13 protein-coding genes are annotated in these 14,467 nt (G+C 64.5%); 6 read left to right on the top strand and 7 right to left on the bottom strand.

The features are described from left to right. Window positions 1-8: 8 nt before the first annotated feature. The 3 genes from ceoB to J8I35_RS09590 are packed head-to-tail and all read right to left on the bottom strand — an operon-like array spanning window position 9 to window position 5,350. Window positions 9-3,194: a multidrug efflux RND transporter permease subunit CeoB gene (gene ceoB, locus J8I35_RS09600; RefSeq protein ID WP_050017332.1), complete on the bottom strand. Its 3,186-nt coding sequence runs from the start codon at window positions 3,192-3,194 to the stop codon at window positions 9-11. A gap of 45 nt (window positions 3,195-3,239) precedes the next feature. After that, on the bottom strand, window positions 3,240-4,457 hold the full coding sequence (gene ceoA / locus J8I35_RS09595; RefSeq protein ID WP_050017333.1) for a multidrug efflux RND transporter periplasmic adaptor subunit CeoA: 1,218 nt from the start codon (window positions 4,455-4,457) through the stop codon (window positions 3,240-3,242). A 32-nt stretch (window positions 4,458-4,489) separates the two neighbouring features. Further along, the gene (locus J8I35_RS09590) at window positions 4,490-5,350 is read right to left on the bottom strand and encodes an alpha/beta hydrolase (protein ID WP_050017334.1); all 861 of its coding nucleotides are present in this window, start codon (window positions 5,348-5,350) and stop codon (window positions 4,490-4,492) included. A gap of 174 nt (window positions 5,351-5,524) precedes the next feature. On the opposite strand from J8I35_RS09590, the gene ceoR reads away from it, so the two are divergent. After that, window positions 5,525-6,529, top strand: a complete 1,005-nt coding sequence (ceoR, locus tag J8I35_RS09585) for a putative multidrug efflux transcriptional regulator CeoR (protein ID WP_089489807.1) — start codon at window positions 5,525-5,527, stop codon at window positions 6,527-6,529. 18 nt (window positions 6,530-6,547) lie between these two features. Here the strand turns inward: ceoR and J8I35_RS09580 are convergent, their stop codons facing one another. Both J8I35_RS09580 and J8I35_RS09575 read right to left on the bottom strand, forming a co-directional pair. Further along, the gene (locus J8I35_RS09580; protein WP_209925124.1) at window positions 6,548-7,255 is read right to left on the bottom strand and encodes a hypothetical protein; all 708 of its coding nucleotides are present in this window, start codon (window positions 7,253-7,255) and stop codon (window positions 6,548-6,550) included. A gap of 266 nt (window positions 7,256-7,521) precedes the next feature. Further along, the gene (locus tag J8I35_RS09575) at window positions 7,522-7,839 is read right to left on the bottom strand and encodes an H-NS histone family protein (protein ID WP_124631302.1); all 318 of its coding nucleotides are present in this window, start codon (window positions 7,837-7,839) and stop codon (window positions 7,522-7,524) included. Window positions 7,840-8,170: 331 nt separating this feature from the next. On the opposite strand from J8I35_RS09575, the gene J8I35_RS09570 reads away from it, so the two are divergent. The 5 genes from J8I35_RS09570 to J8I35_RS09545 all read left to right on the top strand — a co-directional run bounded on the left by J8I35_RS09570 (window position 8,171) and on the right by J8I35_RS09545 (window position 12,387). Continuing rightward, window positions 8,171-8,857, top strand: a complete 687-nt coding sequence (locus J8I35_RS09570) for a response regulator transcription factor (protein ID WP_209925122.1) — start codon at window positions 8,171-8,173, stop codon at window positions 8,855-8,857. Window positions 8,858-9,242: 385 nt separating this feature from the next. Further along, window positions 9,243-9,536, top strand: coding sequence for a DUF4148 domain-containing protein (locus J8I35_RS09565; protein ID WP_124595390.1), 294 nt, complete (start codon window positions 9,243-9,245; stop codon window positions 9,534-9,536). Between the two features lie 758 nt (window positions 9,537-10,294). Further along, window positions 10,295-10,858, top strand: a complete 564-nt coding sequence (locus tag J8I35_RS09555) for a PAAR domain-containing protein (protein ID WP_209925119.1) — start codon at window positions 10,295-10,297, stop codon at window positions 10,856-10,858. A 61-nt stretch (window positions 10,859-10,919) separates the two neighbouring features. Beyond that, window positions 10,920-11,606, top strand: a complete 687-nt coding sequence (locus J8I35_RS09550) for a M35 family metallo-endopeptidase (protein WP_209925118.1) — start codon at window positions 10,920-10,922, stop codon at window positions 11,604-11,606. 13 nt (window positions 11,607-11,619) lie between these two features. Next, window positions 11,620-12,387, top strand: coding sequence for a hypothetical protein (locus J8I35_RS09545; RefSeq protein ID WP_209925115.1), 768 nt, complete (start codon window positions 11,620-11,622; stop codon window positions 12,385-12,387). Between the two features lie 123 nt (window positions 12,388-12,510). Here the strand turns inward: J8I35_RS09545 and J8I35_RS09540 are convergent, their stop codons facing one another. Next, entirely contained in the window at window positions 12,511-13,590 is a 1,080-nt protein-coding gene (locus J8I35_RS09540) for a purine nucleoside permease (protein WP_209925113.1), read from the bottom strand. Between the two features lie 231 nt (window positions 13,591-13,821). After that, window positions 13,822-14,415, bottom strand: a complete 594-nt coding sequence (locus J8I35_RS09535) for a LysE family transporter (protein WP_209925105.1) — start codon at window positions 14,413-14,415, stop codon at window positions 13,822-13,824. Between the last annotated feature and the right edge of the window lie 52 nt (window positions 14,416-14,467).

Genomic DNA, 14,467 nt, shown 5'->3' with positions numbered 1-14,467 from the left:
TCTGGTCCTCAAGCATCGGGCGCCGGCACGCCGTATCCCGTCGAATCCTTGCCGGCGACGTGGATCTTGCCGCCCGCGAGCGTACGCAGCACGACGTAGAACACCGGCGTCAGCATCAGCCCGAACAGCGTCACGCCGAGCATCCCGAAGAACACCGCGACACCCATCGCATGGCGCATTTCCGAACCGGCGCCGGTCGACGTGACGAGCGGCACCACGCCCATGATGAAGGCGATCGACGTCATCAGGATCGGGCGCAGCCGCAGCCGGCTCGCCTCGATCGCGGCCTCGAGCGGCGTCCTGCCGTCGTGTTCGAGCTCGCGCGCGAATTCGACGATCAGGATCGCGTTCTTCGCGGACAGCCCCACCAGCACCATCAGGCCGATCTGCGTGAAGATGTTGTTGTCGCCCTGCGTGAGCCACACGCCCGTCAGCGCCGACAGAATGCTCATCGGCACGATCAGGATCACCGCGAGCGGCAGCGTCAGGCTTTCATACAGCGCGGCGAGCACGAGGAACACGAGCAGCACGCTGATCGGGAACACATACATCGCCGAATCGCCCGCGAGGATCTGCTGGTACGTGAGGTCGGTCCATTCGAACCGCACGCCGCGCGGCAGCGTCTCGTGCGCGATGCGCTCGACCGCGGCCTGTGCCTGCCCCGACGAGAAGCCGGGCGCCGGGCCGCCGTTGATGTCGGCCGCCGTGTAGCCGTTGTAGCGCACGACCATTTCCGGGCCGAACGTCGGCGTCACCGTGACGAGCGACGACAGCGGCACCATCTCGCCCTTGTCGTTGCGCGTCTTCAGTTGCAGGATGTCGTCCGCGCGCTGGCGGAACGGCGCATCGGCCTGCACACGCACCTGGTACACGCGACCGAAGCGGTTGAAGTCGTTCACGTACAGCGAACCGAGATACACCTGCATCGTGTTGAACACGTCGGTCACCGGCACGCCGAGCTGCTTCGCCTTCACGCGGTCGAGATCGACGTTGAGCTGCGGCACGTTGATCTGGTAGCTCGTGAACAGCGGGCCAAGTTCGGGCGCCTGCTGCGCGCGCTTGATGAAGTCGTTGGTCGCATCCGACAGCTTCGCGTAACCGACCGCGCCGCGATCCTCGATCTGCATCTTGAACCCGCCGAGCGTACCGAGGCCGAGCACCGGCGGCGGCGGGAACACCGCGACGAACGAATCCTTCATCGCGCTGTACTTCTGGTTCAGCGCCCCGGCGATCGCGCCGGCCGACAGCGCCTTGCCGTGCCGTTCCGAGAACGGCTTCAGCGTGACGAACACGATGCCCGCGCTCGAGCTGTTCGTGAAGCCGTTCACCGACAATCCCGGGAACGCGACCGCGCTCTCGACGCCCGGCTGCTTCAGCGCGATCGAGCCCATGTCGCGGATCACCTTCTCGGTGCGGTCGAGCGATGCACCGTTCGGCAGTTGCGCGAACGCGATCAGGTATTCCTTGTCCTGCGCGGGCACGAAGCCGCCCGGCACGACCTTCGACACGAGCACGGTCGCGCCCACCAGCACGAGGTACACGCCGAGCATCAGCGTCTTGCGCGACAGCACGCCGCGCACGCCGCGGCCGTAGTTCTCCGCGCCGCGATGGAACACCTTGTTGAAGCCGCGGAAGAAGCCGCCGAGCACGCGGTTCATCACGCGCGTGAGCCAGTCCTCCTTGTCGCCGTGTCCCTTCAGCAGGATCGCGGACAGCGCCGGCGACAGCGTCAGCGAGTTGAACGCCGAGATCACCGTCGAGATCGCGATGGTCATCGCGAACTGCTTGTAGAACTGGCCGGTCAGGCCCGACATGAACGCGAGCGGCACGAACACGGCGACCAACGTCAGCGCGATCGCGATGATCGGCCCGCTCACTTCCTGCATCGCCTTGTAGGTCGCCTGCCGCGCGTTCATCCCGCCTTCGATGTTGCGCTCGACGTTCTCGACGACGACGATCGCATCGTCGACCACGATCCCGATCGCGAGCACCATCCCGAACAGCGACAACGCGTTGATCGAATACCCGAACGCGAGCAGCAGCGAGAACGTGCCGATGATCGACACCGGCACCGCGATCAGCGGAATCAGCGACGCGCGCCAGGTCTGCAGGAACACGATCACGACGATCACGACCAGCGCGATCGCTTCGAGCAGCGTGTGCACGACGGCTTTGATCGACGAGCGCACGAACTGCGTCGGGTCATAGACGATCTTGTAGTCGACGCCCGCCGGCATGTCCTGCTTCAGCTCGGCCATCGTCTTGCGTACTTCGTCCGAAATCTGCAGCGAGTTCGCGCCTGGCGACTGGTTGATCGCCATCGCGACGGCCGGCTTGTTGTCGAGCAGCGAGCGCAATCCGTATTCGGATGCGTCGAGCCCGATCCGCGCGATGTCGCGCAGGTGCGTGACGCCGCCGTCCGGCGTCGTCTTCACGACGATGTCGCCGAATTCGTCTTCCGTCTGCAGACGGCCGCGCGCGTTCACCGACAGCTGCAGCGGCGTGCCGGGCAGCGACGGCGATGCGCCGATCACGCCGGCCGCGACCTGCACGTTCTGCTCGCGGATCGACTGCACGACGTCCTCGGCCGACAGCCCACGCTGCGCGACCTTCTGCGGATCGAGCCACACGCGCATCGCGTAGTCGCCCGACCCCCACAGCTGCACCTGGCCGACGCCCTGGATCCGCGACAGGCGATCCTTCACGTTGATCAGCGCGTAGTTGCGCAGGTAGGTCATGTCGTAGCGGTTGTCCGGCGAGATCAGGTGGACCACCATCGTCAGCGTCGGCGAACTCTTCACCGTCGTGATGCCGAGCCGCTGCACGTCTTCCGGCAAACGCGGCAGCGCCTGGTTCACGCGGTTCTGCACGAGCTGCGTGGCCTTGTCCGGATCGGTGCCGAGCTTGAACGTGACGGTGATCGTCATGTTGCCGTCGCTGTTCGCCTGCGACTGCATGTAGAGCATGTCCTCGACGCCGTTGATCTGTTCTTCCAGCGGCGACGCGACCGTCTCGGCGATCACTTTCGGGTTCGCGCCCGGGTACTGCGCCTTCACGATCACGGAAGGCGGCACGACTTCCGGATATTCCGAAATCGGCAGCAGGAACATCGCGATCACCCCGCCGAGCAGGATGATCACCGATAGGACTCCTGCGAAGATCGGCCGGTCGATAAAGAATTTGGAAATGTTCATGGGTTGCTCTGTCTGGTTGAACGCGGATGCGAAGCGGCGCGCCGCTTACGAATCCGCCTTCGCCGGTGCGGCCGGCTTCGCGTTATCCGCGAGCGGCGCGGACGGCTCGTCGCCGCCCGTCATCGGGACCATGTGCGGCTTCACCTGCGCGCCGGGGCGCACGCGCTGCGTGCCGTTCACGACCACGCGATCGCCGGCGGCAAGGCCGCTCACGATCACGCGCCGGTTGCCGTGCTGCATCCCCGGCTGCACTTCGCGGTACGACACGCGGCCCTGCTGATCGACGACGAACACGAACTTCTTGTCCTGGTCGGTGTTGATCGCCGCGTCGTCGACGAGCAGCGCCTCGTGCGGCGCGCTGCCGCCCACCTTCACGCGTGCGTAGAGGCCCGGGACGAGCGTGCCGTCCGCGTTGTCGAAGCGTGCGCGCACGCGGATCGTGCCGGACGACGTGTCGAGCCGGTTGTCGACCGAATCGATCTCGCCGCTGCGCGAGTAGCCGGTTTCGTTCGCGAGGCCGAGCTCGACCGGCACCTTGCGGCCGCTGCGCGCGCCGTTGATGTATTGCAGATAGGTCTGCTCGTCCGCGTCGAACGACGCGTAGATCGGCGACACCGACACCAGCGTCGTCAGCGGCGCGGCCGATGCGCCGGCCGATACGACGTTGCCGAGCGTGATTTCCGCGCGCGACACGCGGCCCGATACCGGCGCCGTGATGCGCGTATAGCCGAGGTTGATGCGCGCCGTTTCCAGCGCGGCTTCGGCGGCCTTCAGGTTCGCGTTCGCTTCGCGCGCCGCGTTCTGCTTCTCGTCGTAGTCGCGCTTCGCGATCGCGTTGTCGCCGATCAGCCGCTGCGCGCGCTGCCAGTCGGTCTGCGCATAGCCGTTGCGCGCCTGCGCGGCCGCGAGCTGCGCGGCGGCGCGATCGACTTCCGCCTGGTACGGGCGCGGGTCGATCACGAACAGCACGTCGCCCTTCTTCACGAGCGCGCCGTCCTTGAAGTTCACCGCGACGATCGTGCCCGACACCTGCGGGCGCACGTCGACTTTCTCGACCGCCTCGAGGCGGCCCGAATAGCTTTGCCAGTCGGTGACGGTCTGCGGCACGACGGTCGCGACGTCGACTTCGGGCAGCGGCGCCGCCGCTTTCTCGGGGGCGTTCGCGTTCACGCGCATCGCGCCGAACGTGCCGAGGCCGACGACGGCGAGCGTGACGATCGCCGCGGTCGCGATTCGGGAGCGGGAGGTGCGTAGGATGGCCATGTGGATCTCCGGTAAGCGTGGATTGGTTCTGGTTATTCGGAACGGTTCGGCTGGCGCGCCTGGAAGCGGCACTGAAAGAAGCGCACGGCTTCCTCGAATGCGGCTTCGTGCGTGGCGAGCGCGGCGTGCGTGATGTCCGGATAGCGGATCACCTGCGTGAGCACGCCCGACGAGATCAGGCAGCCCGCATATTTCTCCGCCTCGACGTGCAGCACGTCGTTCTGCGCGGTGACGACGAGCGTCGGCGGCAGCCCCGCGAGGCGCACCGACTCGATCGGCGCCGCGTACGGGTGCATGCGCTGCGCCGCCTGCGGCAGATATGCGCGATAACAGGCCGCGCATTCGCGCGCGGTGATGTCGGACGCGAGGCGCTCGGCGTCGCCGATGCGCGTCATGCTCGGATCGAGCATCGGCCCGAACAGCGCCTGCGCAGCGATCGACACTTCGCCGCGGTCGCGGGCGATGAAGGCCAGGCAGTTCGCGAGCTGGCCGCCCGCGTCGTGCCCGGCCACGCCGATCTTTTTCGGGTTGCCGCCGAACGCGCGGGCGCGCGTCGCGGCCCACACGGCGGCGCGATACGCATCCTCCGGCGCGGCCGGAAAAGGAAAGGCCGGCGCGAGCGAATAATCGACCGACACTACGAGAGCTGGTAAGCGTTCTGCTAAAAAGCGCGCGGCGAAATCCGCGTCTTCGAGCGAACCGCGGACGAAGCCGCCGCCGTGGAAATAAAGCACTACCGGCAGCCCGGTCTTGTCCGGACGGCGGTAGAGGCGCAGCACGATGTCCTGCGCGTAGCCGGGAATTTCCACTTCGGCAACCGTCAGCGCCGCGCCCGCTATGGCTTGAGCGGGCAGCGCGGCTTTCAGGAATTTGCTGAATTCAGAAGCGTCCATGACGATGCAGCGTCCATTTCGAGATGGAACGAATTCTGAGTCCGGCAGACATTGGGATAAATGCCTATAATCCGGCAACACAATTCAACGCCCCCGAACAATCCGAGGCTGCGTTTACCCACGAGGTAGCGCAGCCTTCTTGTTCCGGCGGCAAATTAAATTGCGGAGGTTGTGATGGACCGGCTTCAGGCCATGCAGGTGTTTACTCGCGTCGTCGATACAAGCAGCTTCACCAAGGCAGCAGAAACGCTCGGCTTGCCGCGGGCGTCCGTCACGACGATCATCCAGAATCTCGAAGCCTTCCTCGGCGTGCGGCTGATGCACCGGACCACGCGCCGGCTGTCGCTCACGCCGGACGGCGCCGCGTACTACGAACGATGCGTGCGAATCCTCGCGGACGTCGAGGAAACCGAAGCAAGCTTCCAGGCCAACAACCGGAAGCCGCACGGAAAGTTGCGTATCGACATGCCGGGCTCGATCGGGCGGCTGCTCGTGATTCCGTCGCTGTGCGAATTCCATACGCGCTATCCGGACATCGACCTGCAACTCGGCCTGTCCGACCGGCCGGTCGACCTGCTGCAGGAAGGCGTCGACTGCGTGATCCGCGTCGGCGCGCTGCAGGACTCGTCGCTCGTTGCGCGCCGCGTCGGCCTGTTCGAATGCGTGACGGTCGCGTCGCCCGACTATCTCGAGCACCACGGCGAGCCGCAGACGATCGACGACCTCAGCCAGCACAAGGCCGTCAACTACTTCTCGAGCCGCACGGGCCGCACGATCGACTGGACGTTCCTGATCGACGGCAAGGAAGTCGAGATGAAGATGGAGGGCATCGTGTCGGTGAACGACGCCGACGCGTACGTGACGTGCGGAATCGAGGGCTTCGGGCTGATCCAGCCGCCGCTGTTCATGGTGCTGCCGCACCTGCGCGAAGGCCGGCTCAAGGAAGTGCTGCCCGGCGTCAAGCCGCTGCCGATGCCGATCTCGGTCGTGTATCCGCACAGCCGCCATCTGTCGCCGAAGGTGCGCGTGTTCGTCGACTGGATTGCCGAAGTGTTCGACCGCTGCCCGCTGCTGAGCGGCAAGGGCAGCCTCGACGCGACGTGCAGCAAGCGGACGTTCGAGGAAGCCGAACGCGCGCCGGTGCTCGATACGCCGGTCATCAACGAGTGGGTTGCCTGAACGCGGCGCACCGCCGCGTCACTTCGCCCGCCAGTTGCGGATGAACGCGCCCACCTGCACGTGACGCGCGACGCGGCCGGGTCGCACCTCGTGCGCCAGCAACCGCGCGAACGCGTCGCGCTGCGTGTTCACATGCCGCGCGCAATGGCGATCGACCACCGCGATCTGGTGTTTCAGGAACGCGATCGTCTGCACGATGCCGTTGCGCACGCTCCCGTGACACAACGTCAGCAGTTGATATTCCGCGATCTGCATGCGCGCCAGTTGACGTCGGCGCTGAACCAGCGCCTGCACGTGCCCCAGTTGCGGATCGGACAGCGGCTCGACGAGGCGCCCGCCCGACGGATGCCGGTTCAGCGCATCGGCGAGCGCCGCCAGCAGGCGTGCCCGCGCCCCTTTTCCGTCGAGCGGTAGCGTCACCGAATCCGGGAGCCAGTCCCGCGCCTGATGCGGCTTGACGATGGCGAGCGGCAATCGCAGCGCCTGAAGCGCACACGCCACTTCATGCTCGGCCCCGCCGGCCGACTCCAGCACGATGAGCGCCGGCGCCCACGCGAGGATCCCATCGGCCAGCGACTCGATGCCGAACGTCTCGTTCCGGTAGCCGAAAATCACGCTCAGCGACGAAATACATATCTCGAGCGTCTCGTGCGCCACGCCGATACCCACGCACACGGGTGCGGGTGCCAGCCCCGGTTGATGCCGACCGGCCGTTCCATTGTTCATACGCATTTCTCCTCGCTACCGACCCGTATCCCGCCCGCTTGCCGGCAGGACCTTGGTCAGTTCCACGAAATGTCACACTACAGATGTAATATATTTGTATTGGAAACCGGTCCCATTCATGATGGTAATCGGGCCATAGCAAGTCAACCCACCGACCGGCGATCGCGCTGTCGGTGACCGGCCTGCGAGGCGGGCGGGACGCACGGGGAAACATCAGCGTTACCGCACCGCCGGAACCCACATGCCGATTCATCATTCATACGAGATCAGGAGTACTCAGGTTGATTCGAATCGACAGGCGGCGCATCGATCGCGAACCGGCTTCGATCCTGACCGCGTATCCAAGCCGGTTCACGGCCGACGCCGGACCACGTCTGTCCGGTCTCCGGATTGAAGTATTTCGCGCGACGCTTTCTTCCGGGCGTACCGCCGTTGTCCGAAAAAATCTCCTGCGGCGTGAAACCGAACTCTTCGATGCAACGTCGCACTTCGGTCAATACCGTCGCTGCAATGGCAAGACGCTCCCGCTCCAGCTGGGCCTCGAGCAGCGCCTTCTTTTCCACAAACGACTTGTAAATCAACATGCGCGCCCCCTGGATCGCTCATTCCTGTCGTGCGCCGGCCTGCTACCGGCACGACCAAGCGTAATCGAGCCATTCACGGACATTGACAACCTTTGTCAACAAAGAGACCCAACCTCGCGGCCCTTTCACAAACCAAAAAAAATGATTAATACCACTAACTTAATGAATTCCACACGTTCAAAATCGTTGACAATTTTTCCGACACATCGAGACGAACATCGCGGCAAATTACGTGCTGCCGATCGTCGCGTGCGTGAGCCGGATCTCCCTTTCCCGCCTGGACGCTCGACACGGCCCGATCGTTACGATCAACATCGAAGGAGTACGTAACATGAACGTTCTCTATCTCGAGGACGATCCCGCCTATGTGGAGTTGATCACGTCGACACTGGAAACGGCAGGCTATCGCGTGCATGCAGTCAGCAACGGAAATCAGGCGATTCGCCATCTGGAGAGTTCGGTGGTCGATCTGCTGATTCTCGACTGGCGGGTGCCCGGCATGTCCGGATTCGAAGTGCTCCAATGGACACGCGAGCGCATTGGGGGCCGTCTGCCGATCCTGTTCCTGACCCAACGCGCGCGCGACGATGAAGTCTTCTCCGCGATCAACGCGGGCGCCGACGACTACATGGTCAAGCCGATCAATCAGTTCGAGCTGCTGGCGCGCGCCAACGCGCTGCTCAGGCGCGCGTATCACGGCGGCGCCGGCCGGCACGACACGCTCAGGCTCGGCGGCTATCTGATCGACACGCGAACGCGAACCGTGCTGCTGCATGGCGCGCCGGTCAAGCTGACGCCGCGGGAATTCGATCTCGCCGTGCTGCTGTTTCGCAATCCCGGGCGGATCATGCCGCGCGACGCGCTGATTCGCTCGCTCTGGGGCCGCGACATGGCTGGCGTGTCGCGCAGCCTCGACACGCACATCTATCGGCTGCGGATGAAGCTCGCGCTGCAGCCGTCGAACGGCGTGCGCCTCAGCGCGGTCTATACGCTGGGCTACCGGCTCGAAGCGATCTGATTCGCCGTCCCATCATCGCGTACCGCAGCCGGCCGTTCCCGTCGACACGATGCGCGATGAACGGCGCGCGCCGCGGCATCCTGACACCGTACGCAATGGACTGTTGCTGAACACGCGCCGATCGTCGCGGCGCGTTCCGGCGGACCTGCCGTATCTCGCTGTCGGCGCCGCCGGGCAAGGCTGCGCGCATGTCCTCACTGCGTGTGCGGATTCCAATTGTTCCTGTACAGCGACAATTCAATTCGCGTCTGCCGCATTTATCGCGACGGAACGGACACCTAGAGTAAACCCTGTCGCGCACCTCGTTGCGCATCGAACAGATCCCGCCTGGCGGGACCGGAGTCAGCGCTCGGGCGCCAGCTCCGACATCTCTAGGAGTTACGCCATGAACCGCCGCCATCTTCTCTCGGCCCTCGCTCTCACACTTGCCGTGTCCGCACCGGCCTTTGCCGACTCGGGCACCCCGCACGCCGGCGACTACGCCAACACGTCGTGGTACTCGCAACACAACGGCCCGCGTACGCGCGCCGAAGTCAGCGCGGAAGTCGAGCAGGCACGCAAGGACGGCACGCTCGCGTACCTGCGCAAGGCGACCTCGTATCCGCAAGGGCTCGAACTCGCCCAAGGCCCGTATCGCCCGATGCCGGAAGGCAACCAGCTCGCCGGCGGGGGCCGGTAAACGCGCGACGCCGCGCAGCGGGTTGCCCCGTGCGCGGCGTCTCGAACGACCTTATCGACGACTTTGCTGAATCAGTGAGTTACAGGAGCACATGATGAACGATCAACTTCCTTCGCCGCTCGATCACTGGGACGACACCACGCCGGTGTGGACGCCGTTCCGCTCGGCCCCGCAATCGCATTGACGGGCCGCTGAGCCGTCGTCCGGCTGTCAACGGCGCGGCACGCCGTCGCGCCATTCTCCCCAGTGCGTGACGATGTCCTGCACCAGCGGATTGCCCGCGCGGTACAGGTTTTCGGTCGCCGGTGCGAAGAAGGTGCCTCTGGAGTCGCTCGCGCATTCGACGGATACACGGGACGGCTATTGTCGATACCGGGCGAGCGCGCTGCCATCGCAGCGCAAAAAGGTGCCGCGTCGACACAATCGATAACATTGGACAGCCACGATCCGGAAATCCAGATGCGCCGCCATTTGGCCAAACGCTTGACGAACGCAGGTTTACCTGACCAGCGAATCTCGCGAACAGGCTCCATTGCTGCATACCATGTCGGCCGTCGCCCACAGCGGTGCTGATCGCCTTCACGTCATGTCGCGCTGCACGCGCAGGTTCGCCTCTGCGTCGAAACCACGCCTAATCGCCATCCTTCTCGTTCACACTTTCCAATAATCAGAGCCGCGTCGTTCGCATTTCCGCGAATTATTCGCTGGCGCCGAGTCCTTAGCATGAGCGCTCTGGCCATACCCGAATGGAGACTCATATGACTACGTCGACTCGTACCCGTGAAACGGACAGCACAACGCAACGCAAGGCCGTCGTGCGCGACGGCGACCCGACCACGACGCGAGGGCTCGTCATCGCACACTCGTCGACGATGTTCGACCACGGCAAACATATCGCGCTCAGCGAAGACCGCGCGTCATGCGGCATTTGCGAAGGTCATTTCAGCATTGTCGGAACGGGAAAGGGAATATCCGAGGGCGGTCGCAACGCCGTCGTCGATGGCGATTCCGTGTCGTGTCCTTGCGGCAACAACCGAGTGATGGCCGGAAGCGACTCGGGTATCTTCCTCGAGCGACACTCCGGCCGCAACTCGACTCCCCTCCCGCCGCACGAAGCGCCGGCAACCCGCGCAACGTACGACGAGCAGTTTCAGCTGATCGACCAGTCAACCGGGCATCCGTTGGAGCACGTCCGCTATCGGATCACATCCGATGTCGACCCCGACTCCATCATCACGGGGACGACCGATATGGACGGCCGCACGCGGCGTGTCAGCCTCGCCAGCCACGGACAACTCCATCTCGATATTGTTGCCGGATGAATACGCTTGCATTCCGGCGCGCAACGCCGCGATGTACGTTCTTTCCCTGTCAGGAGAGCCCATGCCTTTGAATGATCCCGACGCAACGAACGATGAAGAATGGATCCGGATCGCGACCGTATCGGCCAACACGATCCGCGATTCCGTCGTTTCAATACCGCTATCGCTCGACGGCCCACCGATATGCCCGAACATGACGGATTCGATGTTCAGAAAGCGGATGCTCGAATTGCGAGACGAGGCTGTCGCCATCACGCGGCAACGAATCCGGGAACTGGCTCGATGGAGCCCCGCCACCGAAGCACGCGTCATCGACTGGTTCGGCATATCCGACATCGAAACCCAACGCACGCTGATAAACGGACTCAACGCCCTGGCTGACGTCATGGCAAGGCTGGACGCCAGCAACTTCGTCCGTACAGGATCAGACGCCGACCGCGCCACCGGCTGTCTACCCAATATGAAAAATCTCGATGCGGAAGTCGCTCATGTATGCCGCCCCGATACGTCGACCCATACCATCGCCATCAGTCTCCCGTTCTGTTCACTCCCGGAGCGATCGGCGGGAAACCTGTCCTCACAGCAACTGACGATCGTGCACGAGTGCACACACTTCGAGGACACGTTCAACGCGGTCGACCATTCGGGTGCGTATGGGCGGACCGCATGCCTGCATTTCGCCAAACACCGCCCCAACGATGCATTAGGCAATGCGGACAGCATTGCGTGGTTCATTCTTGCTCGCTAACCAGGCCGAATCCATGAAGCGTACCTTCTTCTCGTTGCTGATTGCCCTTTTGCTTGGCCCGGTGCAAGCAAACGCGTGCAAAGTCCTGCTCACCGACAGCATGCAGTTGCCGTTGAACTCGACCGAGATAAGCAACAGCGCGAGGCTCAGCCTCGTCAGGCACTATCTGACGGCGCGAGAGTGGACACAGGAAGGCGCGATGGCCACGATCGATGCGCTTGCATACGAATGGGAGCACAGGCCGGCTCAATTGGCCAAGCAACGTGGCGAACAAATGAAATCCTTTCTCGTCGGACTCGGCATGGCACCGGACGATGTCTACGTACAAGAACGCATCTTCACTCGCAAGGACGGCGAGCTCGACGCCGACAGCGCGAAGCAAATCTGGGTGCAATTCGTTCCGAAATGTCCGCCGGCCGGATGTCAGCAACTTTGCAACACGCCAGGGCTGGAAGGAGTCGCCAGCCACGCGATAACACCTGCCACGCCCGGACCGCCTCCAGATGCCGACCGTCTGACGTGCAGCGACGATCCTGCCCCTGCGCGCACCCGCGTCGTGACCACCACGCGCTGGACCGAACGGACGAACGATAATCCGCTGACGCTTCTGGATGATCAAAAGCGGCCGCTGGCACGGACCTGCTATCGGATCAGCACGAGCGCCGCCCGATATTCGGGCATGACCGACGAACGCGGTCAAACCGGGCGCGCGCAATTATTGGGTCCCGAATACACGAAAATCGAAATCAGGATCGAGAGACCGGACAGGTCCACTCCGTAGCAGCCACCGACCTTTGCTCATCGCCGGCGGCGCAGTCGCATCCCGCGCCGCCGGAGACCATCCGGCCCATTTGGCCGACGGGACAGTGCATCAGTCTGCACCGTCCCATCGGATCAAATCAGCTCAACGACGCGGCACCCCATCACGCCATTCGCCCCAGTGCGTGACGATGTCCTGCACCAGCGGATTGCCCGCGCGGTACAGGTTTTCGGTCGCCGGCGCGAAGCCGCCCTGGTCCGCGTAGTTCAGCAAGTTGTCGGCGCTCGTCTGCCCCGCATACGGCCGGTCGAAGTCGGACCCGGTACGCAGCACGGCGACGCGCGACAGGTCGACCCGCTTCACGCTCGCCGCGCGCTTGAGCGCTTCGAACGTCGCGTTGTCTTCCTGCGCGGTCATGCAGTAGGTGCCCTTGCCGTCCGTCAGGATCTTGGTCCACTGGCGCGCGCGCTCGCCGATCAGCGTGCCCGAGAACCACGTGTTGCCCGATGACGTGTCGCACTGGATCACCGTCGGCGGCCGGTTCGCCGGCGCATACGTGAACTTCGCGCGCGCGGCCTGCGCCTGTGCGCTGTCGGCGAGCACGACGTTGCGCGACAACGCATACGCGGCATCGGTCAACTGCGGGTTGAGCTGGAACACTTCGGTGCGATAGTCGAGCGGCGGCTTGTCGCTCGGGCTCTTCGTGTTGATGCCGAGGAAGCCGGTGTTCCACCCGGCCGGAATCTCGCGCGCATCGAGCTCCCACTGCAGACTGAAATCGACGAGGTATTTCGACCACGCGGCCGATCCGACCGTGCCCTGTGCAGGGTCGACGCCCGCGATGCCCGAGACCAGGAAATACGTGCGGCGCAGATCGAAGCGTTGCGAGAACGTGAGCGCCATGATCGTCGCCGACGCATTCGCATAGCCCATGCCGGTCGTCACCACGCATACGTCCTGCTTGTTGCAGTGGACGGCCGGATAGTCGGGCGACAGGCCGGGCACGGCGATGTCGCGCCACGGGCCGAGCCGGTCGAGCCATGCCTGGCCTTCCGGGCCGAACATCGTGATGATCATGACCTTGACCGGGCGGCCATGCGAGCCGGTCTCGACGAATGCGGCGTTGCCTGCGTCGTTGCCCTGATTGTCCTGCGCGATCGATGGCGCGGTCGCACAGGCGGCGAGCGAGAATGCAGCGGCGGAAAGAATGGAGCGAGTCAGCATCGGCGTTCCTTGTTTCGATGGTGTTGGGTGAGAACGGCTGTCGGAGACTGCGCGAGGGAGTATAGAACGGGCGTGCGCGATGCGGAACCCGACTACGAAACGACGGGTGGTGTTTCGTGCGAACGAACGCATGTTGCGTGATCGAAAATCGTACGTTCGCCGCGGCCTTTCAAACATCAGGAATGCTATCGGGTTCTTCGCCACGCGCGACGTCGGCCGTTTCTCGCCGCACTACACGCGCATCAACCCCGCGACGCCATAACCGAGCACGACGAGTGCGGCGACCACGTGGCTCGCCGCGAGCCACCCCGGCGATTTCACGAAGCGCCCGATCGCACTGCCGCCGACCGCGAACACGAGCTGCCCCGCGAGGCTGCCCGCAAACACGCACGCGGCGCCGAGCAGCCAGTGCCGGTGCGCACCGGCGGCAGCGGTCGCATAGCCGTAGAACAGCAGGATGGTCAGTGGGTTCGCGAGCGTGACGAAGAACATCGACAGGAACGGGCGATCGCCCGGCGGCGTCGGTACGTCGCCGTCGAGCGCGCGGCGCCGGTCACGCAGCCCCCGCCACAGCATCCGTGCGCCCATCGCGAGCAGCACGAGCGCACCGATGATGCGGAACAGCGACAGATGCGACGCCAGCGTGCCCGCGAGCATCGCGCCGACCGTGAACGCGACGACCGCATAGCAGCCGTCGGCAGCGGCCACGCCGATTGCCGCGCGCACGCCGGTCGCGGTGCCGGCGCGCATGCCGTAGTTCGCGATCATCAGTGCGACGGGCCCGACCGACAGCGCGATCATCAGCCCGAACAGGAAGTCGTTCATCGGTCGTCGATACCTTCAACGGAAGGCATCGATTCTATCGACCGACGGCACG

This window comes from Burkholderia sp. CpTa8-5, assembly GCF_017815045.1.
Classification (GTDB): domain Bacteria; phylum Pseudomonadota; class Gammaproteobacteria; order Burkholderiales; family Burkholderiaceae; genus Burkholderia; species Burkholderia sola.
The sequence above is the reverse complement of the archived record's forward strand: the minus strand, read 5'-3'. Positions and strand labels throughout refer to the sequence as shown.

What these genes read in the sequence shown, in the direction of transcription:
- ceoB (WP_050017332.1), bottom strand. Translation starts at nt 3,194, where the DNA reads ATGAACATTTCCAAATTCTTTATCGACCGGCCGATCTTCGCAGGAGTC.
- ceoA (WP_050017333.1), bottom strand. Translation starts at nt 4,457, where the DNA reads ATGGCCATCCTACGCACCTCCCGCTCCCGAATCGCGACCGCGGCGATC.
- J8I35_RS09590 (WP_050017334.1), bottom strand. Translation starts at nt 5,350, where the DNA reads ATGGACGCTTCTGAATTCAGCAAATTCCTGAAAGCCGCGCTGCCCGCT.
- ceoR (WP_089489807.1), top strand. Translation starts at nt 5,525, where the DNA reads ATGGACCGGCTTCAGGCCATGCAGGTGTTTACTCGCGTCGTCGATACA.
- J8I35_RS09580 (WP_209925124.1), bottom strand. Translation starts at nt 7,255, where the DNA reads ATGAACAATGGAACGGCCGGTCGGCATCAACCGGGGCTGGCACCCGCA.
- J8I35_RS09575 (WP_124631302.1), bottom strand. Translation starts at nt 7,839, where the DNA reads ATGTTGATTTACAAGTCGTTTGTGGAAAAGAAGGCGCTGCTCGAGGCC.
- J8I35_RS09570 (WP_209925122.1), top strand. Translation starts at nt 8,171, where the DNA reads ATGAACGTTCTCTATCTCGAGGACGATCCCGCCTATGTGGAGTTGATC.
- J8I35_RS09565 (WP_124595390.1), top strand. Translation starts at nt 9,243, where the DNA reads ATGAACCGCCGCCATCTTCTCTCGGCCCTCGCTCTCACACTTGCCGTG.
- J8I35_RS09555 (WP_209925119.1), top strand. Translation starts at nt 10,295, where the DNA reads ATGACTACGTCGACTCGTACCCGTGAAACGGACAGCACAACGCAACGC.
- J8I35_RS09550 (WP_209925118.1), top strand. Translation starts at nt 10,920, where the DNA reads ATGCCTTTGAATGATCCCGACGCAACGAACGATGAAGAATGGATCCGG.
- J8I35_RS09545 (WP_209925115.1), top strand. Translation starts at nt 11,620, where the DNA reads ATGAAGCGTACCTTCTTCTCGTTGCTGATTGCCCTTTTGCTTGGCCCG.
- J8I35_RS09540 (WP_209925113.1), bottom strand. Translation starts at nt 13,590, where the DNA reads ATGCTGACTCGCTCCATTCTTTCCGCCGCTGCATTCTCGCTCGCCGCC.
- J8I35_RS09535 (WP_209925105.1), bottom strand. Translation starts at nt 14,415, where the DNA reads ATGAACGACTTCCTGTTCGGGCTGATGATCGCGCTGTCGGTCGGGCCC.